Source organism: Priestia sp. P5_B4 (genome assembly GCF_056400385.1).
Map to the genome: position 1 here is coordinate 1 of NZ_JBFULJ010000379.1, position 3,566 is coordinate 3,566.

General features: G+C 38.4%; 4 protein-coding genes. All 4 read left to right on the forward strand.

The genetic code is table 11. The annotated features are described in order from the left end of the window. Nucleotides 1-1,149: glycosyltransferase family 2 protein (locus AC1DRF_RS19665; RefSeq protein ID WP_477741466.1), on the forward strand; the 1,149-nt coding region annotated here is incomplete at its 5' end. Between the two features lie 127 nt (nt 1,150-1,276). Next, nucleotides 1,277-1,897 (forward strand): polysaccharide deacetylase family protein, encoded by a 621-nt coding sequence (locus AC1DRF_RS19670; protein ID WP_427075868.1) that lies wholly within the window; start codon nt 1,277-1,279, stop codon nt 1,895-1,897. 253 nt (nt 1,898-2,150) lie between these two features. Beyond that, the gene (locus tag AC1DRF_RS19675; protein ID WP_230183321.1) at nt 2,151-2,744 is read left to right on the forward strand and encodes a LemA family protein; all 594 of its coding nucleotides are present in this window, start codon (nt 2,151-2,153) and stop codon (nt 2,742-2,744) included. Then, nucleotides 2,744-3,517 (forward strand): TPM domain-containing protein, encoded by a 774-nt coding sequence (locus tag AC1DRF_RS19680; protein WP_427075869.1) that lies wholly within the window; start codon nt 2,744-2,746, stop codon nt 3,515-3,517. The genes AC1DRF_RS19675 and AC1DRF_RS19680 overlap by 1 nt, the downstream gene beginning before the upstream one ends. Nucleotides 3,518-3,566: the final 49 nt, after the last annotated feature.

Below are 3,566 nucleotides of genomic sequence, written 5' to 3' on the forward strand. Positions count from 1 at the left end.
AAATACCACCAAACCTCTCTTTCGCTTTACGGTTTATCTAAACAAACGTTTCCCCACGCTCAGTATGAAGTCATTCTAGTGGATGACGCTTCTTCTGACAACACACCTAACATTGTAAAAGAAGCTGATGTCCCGTTTAAATTTAAATATATTCGCATGAAAAAAAATAAAGGGCGCTCATCTGTGCGCAATATAGGAATTAACCATGCTGAAGGAGATCTTTTAATCTTTTTAGATGGGGAGATGCTAGCTCCTCCTGCTTTTATTGAAAATCACTATAAACATCATGTGCATGAATCCGATCTTGTGGTTACCGGAGCTATGCATTATGAAGGAGTCTACACGTTTATTATGCCAGACTATAATGAAGATCAAATGGCGCACTTAAAAGAACTGGTCGGCAGGGATCCTGAGTATAGAAGATTGTATGAAAACTATGAACAAACGAAGCAGTATTCAAATGTTCCTTGTCCTCTTGTAACAAAAGAAGATATTGATACAAACCGTTTTCAACGTTTATCATTTCCTAATCGTTATTTCCTTAACAGCGGGCTAAAACATTTCGGAGAGCGACTTGAGGGATTTACGCTACCTTATATCGCATTTTTAAGTGGAAATGTATCAGTAAGAAAAGCAAACTTAAAAAAATCCGGTCTTTTTGATGAAACGTTTGTTGGCTACGGAGCAGAAGACTGGGAGCTTGGATATCGATTGTATAAAAATGGCGTGCAGTTTGTTTTAGATCCCTCTACGGTTGCCTATCATCAGGAACATGGGATATCGAAGCGGAAAGTGAAAGAGCAGTGGGGAAATCACTATCGTTTTGTGAAAAAACATCCGAATATAGACGTTCTTATTCTATCTCTCGAATGGAAAGAGCTTTCGTTTATGCATATGCATCAAACATTAGTTGAATATAAAGCGCTGGAGAAGCGTTTTCCTGATGAATATAAGGAATTTAAACATGCTTTTCGCGTCATGCTTTTTAGAATTATTGAATATTTAAATAGTGGCCAGCCCGTGACGAAACTTTACGATCTCCCAGGAGGATCAGAGGAAAGAATAAAAATTATTCAGCAGTTCGAAACACTGCGGTCTCGCGGATTTGACTACTTGGCGAGTTCTTTTGAACAAATCTATTACCTATAGCAGTATTACATGCAGAAAAAGATATAACATCATCTCTTAAAAATTATCTCGCCGTAAAAGCCCCTCAGCTTACACCCACAAAGTGAGGGGTTTATTTCTATATCTATTTTATATAAGGAGAGAACATATGAATCAAAATTCACCAAAATATGTTGCGTTAACGTTTGATGATGGACCCTCAGCCTACACGGCTGCTATTTTAAAAATTCTAAAAAGATATAATGTACGTGCGACATTTTTTGTCGTAGGTGCAGAAGCGGAAAAATTTCCGAAGCTGATCCGACGTATTCATAGAGCAAAGCACGTAATTGGCAATCATACGTGGAGTCATCCTGATATTACAACTCTTTCTAAACGTGAATTATGGAAAGAAATTACTTCTACAAATGCTCAAATAGAGAAAATAATAGCTCATTCGCCCAAGCTATTTCGTCCACCTTACAGTTCAATAAATGATACGGCTCTTGCTGCTATTAAGGAATTGGGAATGACGTCTGTTCTATGGAATGTAGATAGCCAGGATTGGCGTGAAGAAGATCCATTGGCCATATGCAAATATACGATTCAAAATTTACAAGAAAAGAATCTTATTGTTATGCATGATGGGGATCGATACGGCAGCGGAGCGCGGGATCAAATTGTTACTTCATTGCCGAAACTTATTAAGTATTTAATAAAAAACGACTATCAATTTGTAACGGTTCCTGAATTTCACCGAGTCGCATACAAAATTGAAGGATGGTCTTAAGCCAAAAAAGGAATAGCCAAGAGGTATTCCTTTTTTTCTATTGTGAAACAAGATAAAATCGAGAAGGTTACAAGTGCTAATTGATAGAAAGACTAGGTAGAGAAAAGTATTTCACCTTATAGAAGGATTGAATGCTAGGAGACGTCTTACTTATACGTTCAACATAAAAAATTGGTAAAAAATGAATCTTTTTAGAGCGTGATTCGTACTAGTAAGTAGATACATAATTTTGATGAAGAAAAGAGGTAGTATATTGAAGAACAAAGGCTTGATCGCTACGCTCATTGGGATAGCGATTGTTGTGATTTTAGGGTTAGGAATTGTTGTGATTTACGGAGTGAGCTCTTACAATAGTCTCGTTAGCGCACAGGAAGATGTAGATAATAAATTTTCCCAAATAGATAATCAACTAAAAAGAAGATCTGATTTAATTCCGAACTTAGTGGAAACGGTCAAAGGCTATGCTAAGCATGAGCAGGAAGCAATTGATTCAGTCACTCAGGCAAGAGCACAGCTAGCGGGAGCTAAAACTCCTGAAGACAAAGCTGATGCTAATCAACAGTTAAGCGGCGCATTAAACCGCCTGCTCGTAGTGGTTGAAAAATATCCGGATTTAAAAGCGAATGAAAACTTCAGAAGCTTAATGGACAGTTTAGAAGGAACGGAAAATCGACTCGCTGTAGCGCGTAAAGACTATAACGATGAAGTTGCAAAATACAATAAATCAGTTAAGAGATTTCCTAAAAGCATGTTAGCGGGTATGTTCGGCTTTGAAAAAAAGCCATATTTTGAAGTAACAAATGAAGAAAAAGAAGCGCCGAAAGTTGATTTTGGGAGCGATAAGTGATGAAATTTCTTGCTTCGTTTGCTTTATTATTGTCTCTTTTATGTAATACGGTAAGCGTTGCTTTTGCTGCACCTGATATTCCAAATCCGGTAGGCGATATTTACGTTCAAGATTTTGCCCATCTATTAAACGATCAGGAAAAAGCTGAAATAAATCAAATGGGCAGAAAATTGGATGATGAAACGAAAGCTCAAGTAGCGATTCTTACCGTGAATTCATTAGGTGATGCGGATGTAGAAGAGTACGCGAATGAAGCGTTTCGAAAGTACAAACTCGGTGATAAAAAGCTGAACAATGGCGTTCTTATTTTACTCGCTAAAAAAGAACGAAAAATTCGAATCGAAGTAGGATACGGGTTAGAAGGAGCTATCACCGATATCAAATCGGGAGAAATTTTAGATTCTTATGCTATTCCTAACTTAAAAAATGGCAAATACGATACGGCGCTAGAAAGCACATACAAAGCTGTTTATAACCAAGTCGTGAAAGAGTATGATTTAGGAACAGACTTTGAACAAAAAGTGCCAAAAGCATCTCCGCCTTCCGATAGCGTTGTTCATTTCTCAACCCTTCAAACGCTGCTGATTGCAGCTGTTATTGTGGGCTTTCTTATTCTCGACTTCGTCTTTTTTAAAGGAGCGATTACACAATTTCTGCTAAACTTCCTTGTGATGTTTGGAGGAAGAGGCGGTGGCGGTGGCAACGGCGGCAGCGGTCCTCGCGGAGGGGGAGGCGGCAGCTCTGGAGGCGGTGGAGCGAGTCGAGGCTGGTAAAACGATAAGAGTAAAAAGAGGCTGGGATAAAAGTAGGTTAGTTGAAGGA

Bases quoted from the DNA above. Each gene is read 5' to 3' on its own strand.
- AC1DRF_RS19670 (WP_427075868.1), top strand. From the start codon at position 1,277: ATGAATCAAAATTCACCAAAATATGTTGCGTTAACGTTTGATGATGGA.
- AC1DRF_RS19680 (WP_427075869.1), top strand. From the start codon at position 2,744: ATGAAATTTCTTGCTTCGTTTGCTTTATTATTGTCTCTTTTATGTAAT.